The organism is Thioalkalivibrio sp. ALJ21 (assembly GCF_000378605.1).
GTDB lineage: Bacteria > Pseudomonadota > Gammaproteobacteria > Ectothiorhodospirales > Ectothiorhodospiraceae > Thioalkalivibrio.
On the sequence record NZ_KB905156.1, the window covers coordinates 281,367 to 295,617 of the forward strand.

The following is a 14,251-nucleotide window of genomic DNA, read 5'->3' on the forward strand; positions in this document are numbered from 1 at the left end:
CGCCAACACCCGCAAATACCGCCCGCCGCCCCCATTCAGGACCGAGTACACCGATGGCCGAACCCGTCCAGCTGGACCCGCAGCACCGCCCCATGGCAAACCGATTTCGCGGCTTTCTGCCGGTCGTCGTGGATGTCGAGACCGGGGGCTTTGATTGCCGCCGCCATGCCCTGTTGCAGGTGGCGGCCGTATTCCTGCGCCGCGACGAAAACGACCACCTGGTGCGCGACCGCACCGTCAGCCTGCACGTGCGCCCCTATGAAGGATCGGAGATGGACCCGAAGTCGCTGGAGGTGAATGGAATCGACCCCTACCACCCGCTGCGCGCGGCCTATCCCGAAGATCAGGCCATGGGCCGGCTGTTCAGCGAGGTCAGACGGGAGGTGAAGATCAACCACTGCAAGCGGGCGATCCTGGTGGGGCACAACGCCCACTTCGATCTCGGCTTCGTGCATACCGCCGCCGAGCGCTGCGGGATCAAGCGCAACCCGTTCCACCCGTTTTCCAGCCTGGATACTGTGTCCCTGGCCGCACTGGCGTTCGGCCAGACGGTGCTGGCACGGGCCGCCGATGCCGCGGGGCTGGGATGGGATACGGAGGCCGCTCACAGCGCGGCCTTCGATGCGGAAAAGACGGCGGATATCTTCTGCCAGATCGCGAACCGCTGGCAGGACGGGGTCGGGGTCCCGCAGAACGCCCTGCGCCTGCCCGACCCGGAAGAGCTGCCGCCAGGGAGCTGACCCCGACCCGGGGTAACACCCGCAGATCGCCACGCCCCTGCGGGGCTCGCGATGACACAATCGCAACCCCGTCATTGCGAACCCCGCAGGCGTGAAGCAATCTCCCAGCCCAGGCGCGAAGGGCGATCAGGTGGTCACCTCAGGAGATCGCCACGGCCCCGGGCGGGACCTCGCGATGACGGAGTTGGGGTATGCCACCGCCCGCAGGGCCGCGGCACGGTATCTCTAACTCGCGGCGCGCTTGGCGTGGGCCTCGTCGACCGCCTTTTTCAGTTCGCCGCTTTCGAACATCTCGAGGGTGATATCACAGCCCCCGATCAGCTCGCCATCCACATAGACCTGCGGGAAGGTCGGCCAGTCGGCGAAGCGCGGCAGGTTCTGCATGACCTCCTGATCGGCGATCACGTTCACGTAGGCGAACTCCTGCTCGCAGCGCTTGAGCGCCTCGACCGCGCGGCTGGAAAACCCGCACATCGGGAACTGGGGGGTGCCCTTCATGAAGATCACCACCGGATTGTCTTCCACCTGCTGGCGGATACGGTCCATTACGTCCATCGAAGTACTCCCAAAGATTCGGTGCAAAACAGGGCGAGGCGATACCGGCGCCTCGCCCGATCGTCAATTCGCAGTGTAACGCTCAGACATTGAAGCGGAAATGTACCACGTCACCTTCGTGCATTAGGTATTCCTTGCCCTCCAGGCGCCATTTCCCGGCGTCCTTCGCACCCTGCTCGCCATTGTTCGCGACAAAGTCGTCATAGCCCACCACTTCGGCTCGGATGAAGCCGCGCTCGAAATCGGTGTGGATGACGCCCGCGGCCTGTGGCGCGGTGGAACCCCGACGCACGGTCCAGGCGCGGACCTCTTTCTCGCCGGCGGTGAAGAAGGTCTGCAGATCCAGCAGCCGGTAGGCGGTACGGATCACGCGATCCAGCCCTGGCTCCTCGAGCCCGAGATCCGCCAGGAATTCGGCCCGTTCCTCCGGGTCCAGCACGGCGATCTCCGCCTCGATGGCCGCACAGACGCTAACCACCTCGGCGCCCTCCTCGGCCACCCTGGCCTGTACAGCCTCGACCATCGCGTTGCCACCGGCCAGCGAGGCCTCGTCGACATTGGCGATATACATCAGGGGCTTGATCGTCAGCAGGTGCAGATCATAGAGCAGACGCCGCTCGTCCTCGTCCAGATCCTGGGCCCGCGCGGGGATCCCCTGATCCAGGCCAGCCGCAACTTTCTCGGCTGCCTTCAACTGCGCAATGGCCGTCTTGTCCTGCGACTTCGCCGCACGCGCCAGGCGGGTCAGCGCCTTGTTGGTAGTCTCGAGATCCGCCAGCATCAATTCGGTACTGATGGTCTCGATATCGGCCAGCGGATCAACCTTGCCTGCCACATGCACGATGTCGTCGTCCTCGAAACAGCGCACCACCTGGGCGATCGCATCCGTCTCGCGGATATGGGCCAGGAACTGGTTACCCAGCCCCTCCCCCTGCGCGGCACCGGCCACCAGACCGGCGATGTCGACGAACTCCACCGTCGTGGCCAGCGTACGCTCGGGCTTCACGATCTCGGTGAGCCGCGCCAGGCGCGGATCCGGCACCTCCACCACTCCCACGTTCGGGTCGATGGTGCAGAACGGGTAGTTCTCCGCGGCGATCTCGGCGCGGGTCAGGGCGTTGAACAGGGTCGACTTGCCGACGTTCGGCAGGCCGACGATCCCGCACTTCAGACTCATCGGGTTTCCTCGGATGTTGCGCGGGTCGCCTTCGACCCGCCGCCATGCAGATTGCGTACAGCCTCGTCCCAGCGCCCGGCAACCAGCGCCGGCACCTGGTCCAGCGCGGCATCGATGGCATCCTCGATCGCACGCGCATCGTCCCGACCGGGACGGTCCAGCACGAACGGGACGACTTCGTCGCGGTGCCCGGGGTGACCGATACCCAGACGCAGACGCGCATAGTTTGGTCCGCCCATATGGCGATGCAGGTCGCGCAGACCGTTGTGACCGCCGTGCCCGCCGCCCATCTTCAAGCGCGCGACACCGGGGTCCAGGTCGAGCTCGTCATGCACCACGAGAATCTCTTCGGGCGCCATACGATAGAAATCCGCGCACTTGCGCACCGGGAGACCACTCTTGTTCATGAAGCTCATGGGCTTGAGCAGCCAGCAATCGCCCTCGGGCAGGGTCAGCCGCGCCGCTTCGCCATCGAAGCGGCTCTCGCTGCGGAACTCGGTGGAATGGCGTCGAGCCAGGGCATCCACAAACCAGAAGCCCGCGTTATGCCGGGTCTCGGCATAACGCGGGCCCGGATTGCCCAGCCCGACGATCAGGCGAATAGCCATGGGTCAGAAGGGCTCAGGAATGGCCGTGAGGCTTATTCCTTGTCCTCGGACTCGCCTTCGTCGCCGGAGGCTGCCTCTTCGCCACCCTCGGCCTCGGCACCCTCGGCCTCGGCGGCTTCGACTTCCTCGCCCTCTTCCTCTTCGGCCTTCGCGGCACGCGGGAGCAGGACACTGACCACGGCGTAGTCGTAGTCCTCCCCATGCATCAGGGCCACGCTCTCTACACCCTTCGGCAGCTTAATCTCGGAGATGTGGATGGTGTCACCGACGTCCATCTCGGCCACATCGATGTCGATGGACTCGGGCAGGTCGCCCGGCAGGCACTCGACTTCGAGGTCGTTCAGCATGCGGCTGACCATGCCACCACCCAGCTTCACGCCCTTGCACTCTTCCTCATTATGGAAGTGCAGCGGCACGTGCACGCGGATCGGCTGGTTCGCGGACACACGCAGCAGGTCGACGTGGTAGATGGTCGGCTTGAACGGGTGACGCTGCACGTCGCGCAGGATCGCCTTCTCGGTCTTGCCATCCAGCTTGACCGTCAGGATGTGCGAGTAGAACGCATCATGCTTCAGGTTGTGCACCATCGCGTTGTGGTCGAGGGTGATCGGCTGTGCGTCATTCTCGCCACCGTACAGGATGGCGGGCAGCTTGCCGGCGCGACGCAGGCGGCGGCTCGCACTCGATCCCTGCTCGTCCCGCTTCTCGGCTTCAATGGTAAAACTCATGCTCATCGTTGCTTTCTCCAAATGAACACGCCTCATCCGCGACCAGATGAGGCGTGAAGTTGGGGGACAATCCCCCGAAATCGTGACGCCGGAACGCCCTGCGCCCGGGCCGTCAGTCCACTACTACGCGTCAATCTACAAATAGCGAACTGACCGACTCCTCGCGGTTGATCCGGCGAATGGTCTCGGCCAGCATCTCCGCCACCGACAGCTGCCGAATCTTCGCACAGGCCTGGGCATTCGGCTGCAGGGCCAGGGTGTCGGTCACCACCAGCTCGTCCAGCGCCGAACCGTTAATATTATCAATTGCCGCACCAGAAAGCACGGGGTGCGTGGCATATGCGCTGACCGACGCCGCACCGTGCGCCTTCAGGGCCTTGGCCGCCTGACACAGCGTGCCGGCGGTATCCACCAGGTCATCGATGATGATGCAGGACTTGTCGCGCACATCGCCGATGATATGCATCACCTCAGACTCGTTCGCACGCGGACGGCGCTTGTCGATGATCGCCAGATCGGCGTCATCCAGGCGCTTGGCAATCGCGCGGGCACGCACCACACCGCCAACGTCTGGCGAGACCACGGTCAGATTGCCGGAGACATGCCGCCAGACGTCGCCCAGCAGCACCGGCGAGGCGTAGATGTTGTCCACCGGGACGTTGAAAAAGCCCTGCACCTGATCCGCGTGCACATCGATAGTCAGCACGCGGTCCGCACCGACCGCCTCGATCATGTTCGCGACCACCTTGGCCGAGATCGGCACCCGCGCCGAGCGCACCCGGCGGTCCTGGCGGGCATAGCCGAAATACGGGATCACGGTGGTAATGCGGCCGGCCGAGGCGCGTCGCAGCGCGTCCACCATGATGACCAGCTCCATGATGTTCTCGTTGGTCGGTTGCCCGGTCGGCTGGATCAGGAACACGTCGCGACCGCGCACGTTCTCCAGGATCTCGACCTGCACCTCGCCGTCACTGAAGCGGCCCACAATCGCCTTGCCCATCGGCAGGCCCAGGTGCTCGGCAACGCTCTGTGCCAGGCGGGGGTTCGCGTTCCCCGCGAAGACCATCATTCGGCTCTTGTCGACCACGGTTTTTTCCGGTCTGGGTGGTGCGGAGCGGGTGAACGGGTCACCTGGCTCCAAAATAGACCCCGGCGTGGTGCCGGGACCTGTGGTGTATGGCTGGGCCGGCAGGATTACGGCGCTGCGCGCCGCCCTTCGGGCCGCCGCCGGTGGCGGCGTTCTCTCGCGGCTACACCGCTCGAGTCGAACCCGGTTCTCATCCTGCCGGCCCTTTGGCCGGTGCCGCGGCGGCAAGCGCCGCGGGTCTCGTTGTATGGCTGGGCCGGCAGGATTCGAACCTGCGCATGACGGGATCAAAACCCGTTGCCTTACCGCTTGGCTACGGCCCAATTACTCGTTGTTGCCTTCCCCGACCCTGCCCGGGTTCCACTTCCGGAACCGATGGCGGATCGGCTGCCGCCGATCCGGGCCGGCAGGATGATGGCGCTGCGCGCCACCCTTCGGGCGCCACCTGCGGTGGCGTGCTCTCGCGGCTGCGCCGCTCGGGTCGAACCTGGCGCATGACGGGATCAAAACCCGTTGCCTTACCGCTTGGCTACGGCCCAATTACTCGTTGTTCGGCACCTTCGTCTGCGGCGGCACTGCGCGGGAGCCACTGCCGCAGGGGCGAGACATTCGCCAGCGGCGTCACCCAGCTCCGCCAGGGACGGGGCTGTGCGGCCTGCGCCTGGCGGGCGGCGGCCTCATTCGGGAACATCCCGAAGATGCAGCCCCCGGTGCCGCTCAGCCGCACGCGCTCCGTTTGCCCGCCCATCCAGTCCAGTGCCTCGCCAATGGCGGGGTACTGCCGGCGAACCAGCGGCTCGAAGACATTACGAAAGCGCGCGGCATCGATTTCGGGCGAAATTGTCTCGGCGGGACAGTCGCGTGTCAATTCCGCCGCGCCAAACATGGGGCCAGTGGCGACCGAAACCCCCGGGTCCAGCAACAGCAACCAGGCCAGATCGGGCTCCACCGGCACCAGGCGATCCCCGACGCCTTCGGCCCAGGCCGCCCGGCCGCGCACAAACACCGGCACATCGGCCCCCAGTCCCAATCCGATCGCGGCCAGCTTATCCTCCGACAGCCCGAGGTCGAACAGATGGTTCAGTGCCACCAGCGTGGTCGCGGCATCGGAGCTGCCCCCACCCAGGCCGCCCCCGATCGGGATGCATTTGTCGAGGTGCACCCGTACGCCAAACGGTGAACCGGCGGCATCCGCCAGCGCCCGCGCGGCACGCAGGCACAGGTTGTTGTCCCCGTCGACTCCCTCGGTCGACATTTCGAATCGCCCCTGCTCCAGCGATTCGAAACGCAGCGAATCCGCCAACCCGACGAACTGAAACACGCTCTGCAGCTCATGGTAGCCATCGGGACGGCGCCCCGTGATATGCAGAAATCGGTTGATCTTGGCCGGCGCGGGGAAGGCCACATCGAAATCGCCGCTCATCGCGTCGCCATATGCCAGTTGGCGATACGCACGCGCAGTTCCACGCCCTCGCGCTCGAGGTCCATGCGCACCGGGAGCGCCATACCGTCAACCTCATCGAACTCGCCGAACTCGATCACCCAACCGGACTGCTCGATACGGCGGGGCAAGCCGTCCTCGTCCGTCGCCAGCTCGTATTCGGCGTCCGGGGCAAGCAATCCCCGCACCCAGTAGCGCATGCCGGAAACCGGTATCGACTCGTTCGTCAGGTAGGCGACCAGGGCATCCGGGTCCTCGGCCTGGTATTGCTCGCCGGCCCGCGTGACCAGCACCGCGGGTTGATCCGGGGCCAGCGTCAGACGGCCACCCCCGCGCCCCATGGGGCCAGACAAGTCGAGGACATGGCGCTCCTGCTGCACGCGCCAGTTCAGCTGCGCGGACCAGTATTCCGTCTCGGTGGAGAGCCCCAGACGGGCCGCCAGGCGCCACTCGTCAAAGGCCTTCACCACCTCGGCGCGCTCGTCGAAGGCCTGTCGTGCAGCGGGGTCTTCGGTACGAGGCATCGGGGCCGTACAACCGATCAGCACCAGCGCCACGACGACACCCGATACCCAGCGGGTCACTCCCGCCCACGAGGGCGCACGGGACTCTGGGGATCCAGACAACATCACTCGAGGAGTTCGTCACGCACCCGCAGCAGGCGCTCGTGATCCGGCTCGCGCTCCAGCGCCGCCTCCAGAATGGAGCGCGCCTCGTCGCGTTCGCCCCGCTCCCAGAGCACCACGGCAAGGTTGCTCGCGATCTCGCCGTCGTCGGAGAGATCGTAGGCGCGGCGCAGGAAGTCCTCGGCCTCGTCCAGCCGTCCGAGGCGATAGAGGACCCAGCCATAGCTGTCGATGATCGCCGCGTCGTCGGGCTCCTGTGCGTAGGCCCGTTCGATCAGGTCCAGCGCCTCGTCATAGCGGTCGGTGCGGTCCGCCAGCGTATAGCCCAGCGCATTCAGTGCGGCGACGTTCTCCGGATCGTTGTCCAGGATCGCGCGAAAATCCGCCTCGGCGGCCTCAATGTCATCCTGGCGCTCGTGCACCAGGCCGCGCATGTACAGCAACCGGGTGTCGCCGGGGAACTGCACCAGTCCCCGATTCAGGCGTTCGCGCGCAGCCGTGTACTCGCCCCTTTCGCGCAGCACGTTCGCCTCGCCAACATAGGCACGTCGGGCAAGCTCTGCATCCGGGCCCTGCTGCATCTGTTCGAAGCGTTCGCGCGCCGCCGACTCGCCCTCGATCTCCAGCGTCATGCGCGCCGCGCGCAGGCGGGCATCATCGGCGTGGCCGCCACCCCCGACCCGCTCGTAGGCCTGGCGCGCGCCTTCCGGGTCGTCTTCCATCTCGTGCAGCCGCCCCAGGTAGTAGGCGATGTCGTCCGCGCGCTCGCCCAGGGCGTCCAGACGCTCCAGATAGGTCCGGGCCGGCCCCAGCTGTTCGGCCTCGAGGTTCATCAGCGCCAGGGCCAGCAGCAGCTGCACATCCTCCGGGTCCTGCTCGACCAGGCGGTCCATCTCTTCGCGCGCCATCTCGCGATCATCGTGCTCCGCCAGCATACGGGCATAGCCAAAACGGGCCTCGCGGCTCTCCGGGTGGTTGGCCACCGTCGCGCGCAGCTCCTCCAGCGCCTCGTCGGACTGCCCCGCCTCGTCCAGGGCGCGGGCGCGCAGCAGGCGCAGGGACACGGATTCCGGGAAGCGCTCCACACCCCGCGCGGTCGCCTCCAGTGCCGGCTCGCCGGGCGCGAAGCGCAGTGCCGCCTCGGCAAATACGCGATGCACACCGACGTCGTCCTGACGCTGATCCGTCAGCTTTTCCAGGGCCTCCAGCGCGGCCTCGCGGTTGTGTGTCTGCCCGACAACCGCGCCAAGCGCCGCGTAGGGGTCTCCACCCTGCACGGCCTGCAGGTCGATCACCGCTCCCATTTGCTCGGCAGCCGGATCCGGCTGCCCGAGGTCCAGACGCAGCACCGTGGACAACTGCAAGGCATCCAGGCTCTCCGGTGCCAGCTGGCGCCAGCGCTCGGAAGACTGCAGGGCCTGGTTGCGATCCCGGGCGAACAGCGCAATGCGGGTGGCCCGTTCGGCAATGGCCGGGTCGTCGCTGAGCAGGGCCGCGGCGCCATAGTAGCGCGCGGCCTCTTCGTACTGCCCGGAGCGCACGGCGATCTCGCCGACCAGCACCCCCAGCATCAGGGCCGCTTCCGGGTCCTGAGCCGGCATGATCGGGAGGATCACGGGGCGATCCGTCTCCAGGGCCTCGCCCTCCGAGGCGCCCAGAGGCATGTGGGCGCAGCCCACCAGCACGAGCGCGGCCAGCGCCGCAAATAGGGGTCGAATCATTTCGGGTCCGATCGGATTACTCCGTTGCATTCAGGGGAGACTCGGATAAGTGCATCACTTAGGGAAACACTGATCACTGTACACGCTCGCGCTCGAGTCGCTTTTGCGTGCGAACAAGGCGCGGTGACTGCCGTGCAGTCATTCTGCACAAGGGAACCGCAACGCCGTTCCCACGCAAAAGCGGCCGAGCCCCTTCTTCTCAATGGTTTGTGGGGTTGGCACCCCAAGTTCCCCGATCCTGCGTTGCGGCCCTTGCCGGTAGAACCACTACCGGCTGCGCATCGCGCCTTGTCTCGGAAAACCTGGGGTGCCAACGCGAGCGTTTACAGTGATCAGTGTTTCCCTGTTGGACGCCCATCCCGTGCCACGGTTCCAAACTGGCAACCGAGCGGCACACCGGCTGGACACTGTAACGGACGGCACGGGCCAGTACACTACGCACCCACCACCGAGGGAATGCACTTCTCCCTCGGTGACTTGTATGTTTTGGGGGCCTTTTCCGGGCATTTGCGGCACAATAGCGTCAGCATGCTGTTCACTCTTGGTATCAATCACAAGACCGCTCCGGTCGCGATCCGCGAACGGCTGTCGGTGAATGAAAGCCAGCTCGGCGAGGCCCTGCACTCGCTGCGCTCGGGTGTCCTGTTGCCGGAAACCGCGATCCTGTCGACCTGCAACCGCACCGAAGTGTACTTCCGCGAGGGCGGCAAGCAGTCCGAACACCGCGTGCTGGACTGGCTGGGCGGTTACCACGGCATCGACCGCGACGAACTCAGGCCCTATCTCTATCTGCACCACGACGGCTCCGCGGTGCGCCACACCCTGCGCGTGGCAAGCGGCCTGGACTCGCTGGTCCTCGGCGAGCCCCAGATTCTCGGGCAGATGAAGACGGCCTACCAGCATGCCCATGACGCCGGCACGCTGGGCCGCTCGCTGGAGCGCCTGTTCCAGCATGCCTTTGCCACCGCGAAGGACGTGCGCACCCAGACTGCGATCGGCCAGAGCGCCGTCTCGGTGGCCTTTGCCGCGGTCTCACTGGCGCGCCAGATTTTTGGCGACCTGAAGCCGCTGACCGCGCTGGTGATCGGCGCCGGGGAGACGATCGAACTGGCGCTGCAGCACCTGTCCGGCCACGGAATCGGGCAGGTGATCGTCGCCAACCGCACCGAGGAACGCGCCCAGGCCGTGGCCGAGCGCTTCGACGGCCAGGCGATCAGCCTGAACCAGTTGCCGGATCGCCTGGCCGAGGCCGACATCGTGATCTCCTCCACCGCCGCCCCGCTGCCGATCCTCGGCAAGGGGGCGGTGGAACGTGCCCTGCGCAAGCGCCGGCACAAGCCGATCTTCATGGTCGACATCGCCGTCCCGCGCGACATCGAGCCCGAGGTCGGCCAGCTCGAGGACGTCTACCTCTACACGGTGGACGACCTCCAGGAAGTGATCGACGAGAACATGGCCTCGCGCCAGGCCGCCGCCGCGCAGGCCGAGGAGATCATTACCCAGCGCGCCAGCGAATTCATGCGCTGGTTGCGCGCCCGCGACTCCGTGGACAGCATCCGCCAGCTGCGTCAGCGCGCCGAGGCCGTCAAGGCCGAATCCCTGGCCAGGGCCGAGGCGATGCTGCGCGCCGGCAAGTCGCCGGAGGAGGCCATGCAGTTGCTGGCCCACAGCCTGACCAACAAGCTGATGCACGCCCCCTGCAAGTCGCTGAACACCGCCGCCCACGAGGGTGACGCGCGCCTGCTCGACGCCGCCCACCGGCTGTTCCAGCTGCCCAGCCCGGAAGACGACCCCGGCCACGACCCCGAGTCCGGCACCCGTTCGTGAAGGCCTCGTTCCGTACCAAGCTCGAGGGCCTGGCCGAGCGTCATGCCGAGATCGCGCAGCTGCTGGCCACCCCGGACGCCGCCGAGGACGCCGACCAGCTGCGCCGCCTGTCGCAGGAATACAGCCAGCTCGAGCCGGTCGCCGACGCCTGGAAGGCCTGGCACGACAACCAGGCCGCACTGGAAGAGGCCCGTGCGATGCTCGCGGAAGACGACCCCGAGCTGCGCGCAATGGCCGAGGCCGAGATCGAGACCCTGACGGAGCAGGCCGAGGCGCTGGAGGCCGAGCTCCATCGCCATCTGATCCCGAAGGACCCGCACGACAATGCCAACGTGTTCCTCGAGATCCGTGCCGGCACCGGTGGCGACGAGGCCGCGATCTTCGCCGGCGACCTGCTGCGCATGTACACCCGCTACGCCGAACAGCAGGGCTGGAAGCTGGAGATCCTCAGCGCCAGCGAGGGCGAACACGGCGGCTACCGCGAGGTGATCGGGCGCCTGGCCGGCCAGGGCGCCTTCTCGCGGCTCAAGTTCGAATCCGGCGCCCACCGCGTACAACGCGTCCCGGAGACCGAATCGCAGGGCCGCATCCACACCTCCGCGGCCACGGTTGCCATCCTGCCGGAGCTGGACGAGGTCGAGATGCCGGAGATCAACCCGGCCGACCTGCGCGTGGACACCTTCCGCGCCTCCGGGGCCGGCGGCCAGCACGTCAACAAGACCGACTCCGCGATCCGCCTGACCCACCTGCCCACCGGCATCGTGGTCGAGTGCCAGGAAGAACGCTCGCAGCACAAGAACCGCGCCAAGGCCATGACCTACCTCGCCGCCCGCCTGTTCGAGGCCGAGCGCGAGGCGCAGGCCGCCGCGCAGAGCGCCGAGCGAAAGAGCCTGGTCGGCAGCGGCGACCGCTCCGAGCGCATCCGCACCTACAACTTCCCGCAAGGCCGTGTGACCGACCACCGCATCAACCTGACCCTGTACAAGCTGGAACAGGTGATGGCCGGTGACCTCGACCCGGTAATCGAACCGCTGATCCACGAATACCAGGCCGAGCAGCTCGCCACTCTCGCGGACGCGTAATGGAAACGCCCGCGACGCTGGATGCCCTGCTGCGCGAGCTGCGCGGCCGTCTGCAGGCGGCCGGATCGGACGAGCCGGGGCTCGAGGCCCGCCTGCTGCTCGGCGCGGCGACCGGCCTCGACACCAGCGCCCTGATCGCCCGCGGGCTCGATACCCCCACCGCATCGCAGCGCGAACGCGCCGACACCCTGTGCCGGCGCCGCGAGGCGGGCGAACCGATCGCCCACATCCTCGGCCGCCGCGCCTTCTGGACCCTCGATCTCGGGATCTCCCCCGCCTGCCTGATCCCGCGCCCGGAGACCGAGTTGCTGGTGGAGCAGGCCCTCGCGGCCATCGACACCTGCGACCGCGCGCATCCCCGGGTACTGGATCTGGGCACCGGCAGCGGCGCGATCATCCTCGCGCTGAAGGCGGACCGCCCGGCCATCGAGGCCGTCGCCACCGACCGCAGCCCGGACGCCCTGCGCCAGGCCCGCGCCAACGCCGGCGCCCTGGGACTGGACGTGGCCTTCCTGCAGGGGACATGGCTCGCCCCGTTCAAGCCCGAGGACGTCTTCGACGTGATCGTCAGCAACCCGCCCTACATCGCCCCGGACGACCCCCACCTGACCCACGGCGACCTGCGCTTCGAGCCACGGGAGGCGCTGGCTGCGCCGGAAGCCGGGCTCGGAGACCTGTACACCCTCATCGATACGGCTCCCGCCCACCTGCTCGAGAGCGCCCCGCTGCTGCTGGAACACGGGTTCGACCAGGCCCGTGACGTGCGAGCCCGCATGGCCCAGGCGGGTTATCGCGAGGTGCGGAGCCTTTGTGATTCGGCCGGGCACGAGCGCATCACGATCGGGATCCGCGCGTAAAAAAAGCCCCGGCGCGAACGCCGGGGCCAACCGTGTGATGCGGGTGCTGGCAGGCTCCTAGAACGGCATATGCAGGTGCAAGTTCATCGAGCCGCTGGGCGAACGGTGTCGCGGACGGCTGTGGTAGTGGTGATGATGGTGTTGCTGGTAGCTGTGGTAGTGCCGGTGCTGATGGCCACGCCCGCGTTTATGCGAGCGCTTGGAATACTTGTAGCCACGATAGCCAGGATGGCTGCGGGCATGCGGCGGGCCGCCATAATGGCCCGGGCGGTGATGCACATGCTGCAGGGCATCAGGGTCGAAGGCCGCGGCACCGGTGTGCACAAAGCCGGAGACCGGCTGGGCCGCATGCGCCGGGGCCGCCAGGGCAAACGCCAGCAACGCCGCCGGCGCCAGGGCGATCATCATGCGTTTCATCGTGTACCTCCTTGAACTGCGCAACTGGCAGAATTGCCACGATCAAGATTACGTACGCTTCCTGAACGGTTCCTAACCGAGGCGCCGCAGAAGCGTGACGCCGGTTACACTTTGCCGTACTACGTGACTAAGCCTTGACCCGATTCACACTGGAGAACGCCCCGTGGATGACCCGGAACTGCTGCGCTACAGCCGCCAGATCATGCTGCCCGGTGTCGGGGTCGAGGGGCAGCAGCGCCTGCAGGAAGCGCACGCGGTCATCATGGGCCTGGGGGGACTAGGTTCGCCGGTGGCCGCTTACCTCGCGGCCGCCGGGGTTGGGCGACTCACGCTCGTCGATCCGGATCACGTCGAGGTCACCAACCTGCAGCGGCAGATCCTGCACACCGATGCAGATATCGGTCGCGACAAGGTGGAGTCCGCGGCGCGGCGCCTGGCGGCGATGAACCCGAACTGCCGCGTCGAGACCCGCGCCGAACGCCTGGATGTGGATGCCATGACCACCCTGTTTGCAAAGGCCGACGTGGTCCTGGACGGCACCGACAACTTCGCCAGTCGGGGCGCGATCAACCGCGCGGCCGTCGCCAGCGGTACACCGCTGGTCTCCGGCGCGGTGATCCGCTTCGAGGGACAACTCACCACCTTCGACTACCGCGACCCCGAGGCCGCCTGCTACCACTGCCTGTATGGCGAGGGCGGCGGGGACGAGGACACCTGTGCGGCGAACGGCGTGCTGGCCAGCCTGCCGGGGGTGATCGGCAGCCTGCAAGCCACCGAAGCGCTGAAGCTGCTAATCGGGCTCCCGACCCTGAGCGGGCGGCTGCTGATCGTGGATGCGACCCGTATGCAGTTTCGCGAGATTCGGCTGCGCCGCGATCCGGATTGCCCGGTCTGCGCACAGCGCCCGGCCCGGGCCTGAGGAAGACGCTCAGTCAGTCGCTGGAGCGGGGCCTGAAGGCGACCACCTGCCCCCGGGGGACACGCTGATCCTCCTGGGCCAGGGCAGTGGTCAGGCGATCGGCCATGCAGGCCAGGGCGCGATTGGTGACCATGGTCGCCATGGAGTGATAAAGGCGCAGCTCGCAGGCCACCGGGCGATGCAGGTTATGACGGTGGGCGGCGCGGAAGGCCGTCCAGGCCACCACCGGCATGTCGTTGAGCACACGATCCACCACAACCCAGGCATCCGGCTGCAGGATCAGGTCCAGGTGCTTAAGAATCGGCAGGGGCAGACGGATCTCGGGGCCCAGCCGCCGCAGGGCCAGGGCCGCCTGGTTGTAATAGCGGGCCTCGACCTGCCATCCGGGCCGGGTATCCAGGGTGGGAATCTCGGTATGCCGGGAATACATGACCAGCCCCCCGCTAGGGAAACACTGCTGCCTTTG

At 67.0% G+C, this 14,251-nt stretch carries 15 protein-coding genes, 1 tRNA gene and 1 other RNA gene; 5 read left to right on the forward strand and 12 right to left on the reverse strand.

Features of this window, described 5'->3' with window-relative positions; genetic code table 11:
• Window positions 1–53 precede the first annotated feature (53 nt).
• Window positions 54–740, forward strand: coding sequence for a ribonuclease T (gene rnt / locus F579_RS0107380; protein WP_018137626.1), 687 nt, complete (start codon window positions 54–56; stop codon window positions 738–740).
• Window positions 741–965: 225 nt separating this feature from the next.
• Here the strand turns inward: rnt and grxD are convergent, their stop codons facing one another.
• From grxD to F579_RS0107430, 10 genes are all read right to left on the reverse strand, one after another.
• Complete coding sequence (gene grxD / locus F579_RS0107385) at window positions 966–1,295, reverse strand: Grx4 family monothiol glutaredoxin (RefSeq protein WP_012981762.1); 330 nt, start codon at window positions 1,293–1,295, stop codon at window positions 966–968.
• Window positions 1,296–1,377: 82 nt separating this feature from the next.
• Window positions 1,378–2,472, reverse strand: a complete 1,095-nt coding sequence (gene ychF, locus F579_RS0107390; RefSeq protein ID WP_019023764.1) for a redox-regulated ATPase YchF — start codon at window positions 2,470–2,472, stop codon at window positions 1,378–1,380.
• On the reverse strand, window positions 2,469–3,080 hold the full coding sequence (gene pth, locus F579_RS0107395; RefSeq protein ID WP_019023763.1) for an aminoacyl-tRNA hydrolase: 612 nt from the start codon (window positions 3,078–3,080) through the stop codon (window positions 2,469–2,471). Before pth ends, ychF begins: the two co-directional genes overlap by 4 nt.
• Before the next feature lie 32 nt (window positions 3,081–3,112).
• A complete protein-coding gene (locus F579_RS0107400; protein ID WP_019023762.1) occupies window positions 3,113–3,814 on the reverse strand; it encodes a 50S ribosomal protein L25/general stress protein Ctc in 702 nt (233 codons plus the stop codon).
• 124 nt (window positions 3,815–3,938) lie between these two features.
• Window positions 3,939–4,895 (reverse strand): ribose-phosphate diphosphokinase, encoded by a 957-nt coding sequence (locus tag F579_RS0107405; protein WP_026148173.1) that lies wholly within the window; start codon window positions 4,893–4,895, stop codon window positions 3,939–3,941.
• A 90-nt stretch (window positions 4,896–4,985) separates the two neighbouring features.
• Window positions 4,986–5,110: non-coding RNA, RtT sRNA (locus tag F579_RS15000), on the reverse strand.
• Window positions 5,111–5,143: 33 nt separating this feature from the next.
• A tRNA-Gln gene (locus tag F579_RS0107410) sits at window positions 5,144–5,218 on the reverse strand.
• A 206-nt stretch (window positions 5,219–5,424) separates the two neighbouring features.
• The gene (gene ispE / locus F579_RS15005) at window positions 5,425–6,318 is read right to left on the reverse strand and encodes a 4-(cytidine 5'-diphospho)-2-C-methyl-D-erythritol kinase (RefSeq protein ID WP_026301000.1); all 894 of its coding nucleotides are present in this window, start codon (window positions 6,316–6,318) and stop codon (window positions 5,425–5,427) included.
• Entirely contained in the window at window positions 6,315–6,920 is a 606-nt protein-coding gene (gene lolB / locus F579_RS0107425; protein ID WP_019023761.1) for a lipoprotein insertase outer membrane protein LolB, read from the reverse strand. The genes ispE and lolB overlap by 4 nt, the downstream gene beginning before the upstream one ends.
• A 44-nt stretch (window positions 6,921–6,964) precedes the next feature.
• Window positions 6,965–8,683, reverse strand: a complete 1,719-nt coding sequence (locus F579_RS0107430) for a tetratricopeptide repeat protein (RefSeq protein ID WP_019023760.1) — start codon at window positions 8,681–8,683, stop codon at window positions 6,965–6,967.
• 528 nt (window positions 8,684–9,211) lie between these two features.
• Here F579_RS0107430 and hemA point away from each other — a divergent pair.
• From hemA to prmC, 3 genes are read left to right on the forward strand one after another with little or no spacing between them, the layout of a single operon-like run.
• On the forward strand, window positions 9,212–10,510 hold the full coding sequence (gene hemA / locus F579_RS0107435) for a glutamyl-tRNA reductase (protein WP_018993506.1): 1,299 nt from the start codon (window positions 9,212–9,214) through the stop codon (window positions 10,508–10,510).
• Window positions 10,507–11,592 (forward strand): peptide chain release factor 1, encoded by a 1,086-nt coding sequence (gene prfA, locus F579_RS0107440; RefSeq protein ID WP_019023758.1) that lies wholly within the window; start codon window positions 10,507–10,509, stop codon window positions 11,590–11,592. Before hemA ends, prfA begins: the two co-directional genes overlap by 4 nt.
• Window positions 11,592–12,449 (forward strand): peptide chain release factor N(5)-glutamine methyltransferase, encoded by an 858-nt coding sequence (prmC, locus tag F579_RS0107445; protein WP_019023757.1) that lies wholly within the window; start codon window positions 11,592–11,594, stop codon window positions 12,447–12,449. Before prfA ends, prmC begins: the two co-directional genes overlap by 1 nt.
• A 57-nt stretch (window positions 12,450–12,506) precedes the next feature.
• Here the strand turns inward: prmC and F579_RS0107450 are convergent, their stop codons facing one another.
• Window positions 12,507–12,866 (reverse strand): hypothetical protein, encoded by a 360-nt coding sequence (locus tag F579_RS0107450; RefSeq protein WP_019025597.1) that lies wholly within the window; start codon window positions 12,864–12,866, stop codon window positions 12,507–12,509.
• Window positions 12,867–13,029: 163 nt separating this feature from the next.
• On the opposite strand from F579_RS0107450, the gene F579_RS0107455 reads away from it, so the two are divergent.
• The gene (locus tag F579_RS0107455; RefSeq protein ID WP_019023755.1) at window positions 13,030–13,785 is read left to right on the forward strand and encodes a molybdopterin-synthase adenylyltransferase MoeB; all 756 of its coding nucleotides are present in this window, start codon (window positions 13,030–13,032) and stop codon (window positions 13,783–13,785) included.
• 13 nt (window positions 13,786–13,798) lie between these two features.
• On the opposite strand, the gene F579_RS0107460 is transcribed toward F579_RS0107455, so the two are convergent.
• On the reverse strand, window positions 13,799–14,215 hold the full coding sequence (locus F579_RS0107460) for a hypothetical protein (RefSeq protein WP_019023754.1): 417 nt from the start codon (window positions 14,213–14,215) through the stop codon (window positions 13,799–13,801).
• Between the last annotated feature and the right edge of the window lie 36 nt (window positions 14,216–14,251).